Genomic DNA, 2352 nt, shown 5'->3' on the forward strand with positions numbered 1-2352 from the left:
AATAGTTACAGCGTAACCGTTCGCACTGAGCTTGTCGAAGTGTGCCGTTCATGCTTCGACAAGCTCAGCACGAACGGTGGCTGTAACTGTCCTAAGTTGAAAACGCTGTAAAATCTCGCCGCTGCGATATGTGCTCACCTCCCCCTTTGAAAAAAGGGGACTGAATAATTACCCACTGCGTACAAAAGACACGGCTTATATTGATGCCATTTCGTAATTCATCAGCAATCGATTATACCTCATGACGAGGTGTAATTTAGCTACATAGGTAATAAATAAATGAATATAAAAAATACAGCCGTTAATAAAAATTCATTTCTGATATTTAGTTTGGTTTTTTTATTTTTTATTATGGAAAGGCCCAGTATTATTAATGGATTAATACGAATTTATGGAATGAATTTTGGATTTATTTTAAAAATAACTTATATTTTTGCAATATTATTAATATCCAGCATAGGTTTTTTTGCTATTTATTATGCCGCAAATATAAAATCAAAATATAAATGGATTTTTTTTATATTAATACTGTTTCCAACATTAATTACTGATGTTTTTGGAATGATTTTTACACAGCCAATGTTTTATGGCGATTATTTAGGAATAAAATTAGCTATTGCCAATATTAATGATGCTTTGAGTGAATATGGAAAGTTACTTTTATATCCATTAATACGTGGTATTTTTCTATTTTTAGCATTTCGGCTATCAACTACATTTATCAATAATTCTGGAATTAAGTCAATCGTACTTATTGCCTGTTATATGATAATATTTACTAGCATATGTGTCTTTAAAAAAGGCGGTTATACAGGTAAAATACCCAGTTTATTTTCAGTATACAGTTTTGAGATAGCCTCACTTTTTGATAAGAAAAAATATGATTACAATTATAAAGGTGCTTTGTTTAACCCCAATGGAAATAAAAAAGACAACATCGTTTTAATAGTTGATGAAAGTATAAGAAGTGACTTTATTAATGGTAAAGAACCGAGTGCAGGGCTTAATGTAAAAACCAATAAAAACTGGAATGTATATGATTTTGGTATTGCTACATCAGGCAGTAATTGCAGTGCAACTTCAAATATAATATTAAGAAAAGGCCCTAAACCTGATAATTTAGACGTAACGATTTATCAAAATCCGTTAATTTGGGATTATGCTAAAAAATCTGGCTATAAAACCACCTTAATAGATGCGCAAAATAATGGTAAAAATCATGATTATTTTGACACTGAAGAACGAGAAATGATTGATAACAATGTTAATACAACTGAATATAAATCTGATACAGATATTGCTATAGCGCTTAAAGGATTACTAAAAAATACAGGGAATTTTATAATGGTAATTAAACGCGGGGCTCATTTTCCTTATGCTAAGTCCTATCCAGATAGTTTTAAACCAGAATTTAAGTGGGATTATATAAATAAAAACCCAACCAGGATTGAATACGCAAGGGCTATTAGTTATCAAACGGGAGGTTTTTTTGAAGAATTGCTTAAAGAGTCAGTAACACCATCTACCTTAATGATATATACTTCTGATCATGGTCAAAATTTAAAAGATGCGCCTGGGGGCACACATTGCACAGCTACCGGTGAACCGTACCCAGGTGAGGGCATAGTGCCACTGCTGCTAATTGCTAATGAAACTAGCGATTTAATTTCATCATCTAGCAAAAAAAACTATAATAACACCTCGCACTTTAATATATTTTCAACGTTATTGTATTATTTTGGGTATGAAAATAATGACTATTTAAAACATTATGAGCCCGCGCTAATTGAACCTATCAATAAATATGGTTATTTTAGCTATGGCAGTCCTTTTGGATATTTTAATTCAAAACCATTGTTTAAAAAAGTTGATTAAATTTATCTCCATAGTTCTCTTAGCTAAACGAGATTATCCGGTGTATTAATTTCACCGGATAATGCTTTGGCTTCGTATATTATTAATTTTTCATCACCCCAGAAACCAAGGCAATATGCGCTAACTCGGCCACCGAAGATACTTTTAATTTACTGCGGATTTGCGTACCGTAATTGGCTATGGTCTTATAACCCAAACACAATTCCTCGGCAATTTTGTGCGCGGTATAAACCTTGGCCAATAACAAAAATACATCAAATTCTCTGCTTGATAATGATTCAATAATAGCTTTGTAATCGGTTTCGGCGACGTGATTAACACTGTTTGCTAAAAAGCTCGATTCAATATAATGTTTACCTTCAGCCACTGTGTGTATGGCAGTTATTAACATAGCGGGGGCCGTGTTTTTACAAATATTTCAGTACCGTACACTTTTTAAACCAAGCCAAAGCTAGCTAATATCATGGCGTTACCTTT

2 protein-coding genes are annotated in these 2352 nt (G+C 32.7%); one reads left to right on the top strand and one right to left on the bottom strand.

Features of this window, described 5'->3' with window-relative positions; all coding sequences use genetic code 11:
• Positions 1-279: 279 nt before the first annotated feature.
• Entirely contained in the window at positions 280-1875 is a 1596-nt protein-coding gene (locus CRENPOLYSF2_RS04330; protein WP_087142731.1) for a sulfatase-like hydrolase/transferase, read from the top strand.
• 82 nt (positions 1876-1957) lie between these two features.
• On the opposite strand, the gene CRENPOLYSF2_RS04335 is transcribed toward CRENPOLYSF2_RS04330, so the two are convergent.
• Positions 1958-2266, bottom strand: coding sequence for a response regulator transcription factor (locus CRENPOLYSF2_RS04335; protein WP_245807892.1), 309 nt, complete (start codon positions 2264-2266; stop codon positions 1958-1960).
• Between the last annotated feature and the right edge of the window lie 86 nt (positions 2267-2352).

The sequence above is a fragment of the Crenothrix polyspora genome, assembly GCF_900163755.1.
Classification (GTDB): domain Bacteria; phylum Pseudomonadota; class Gammaproteobacteria; order Methylococcales; family Methylomonadaceae; genus Crenothrix; species Crenothrix polyspora.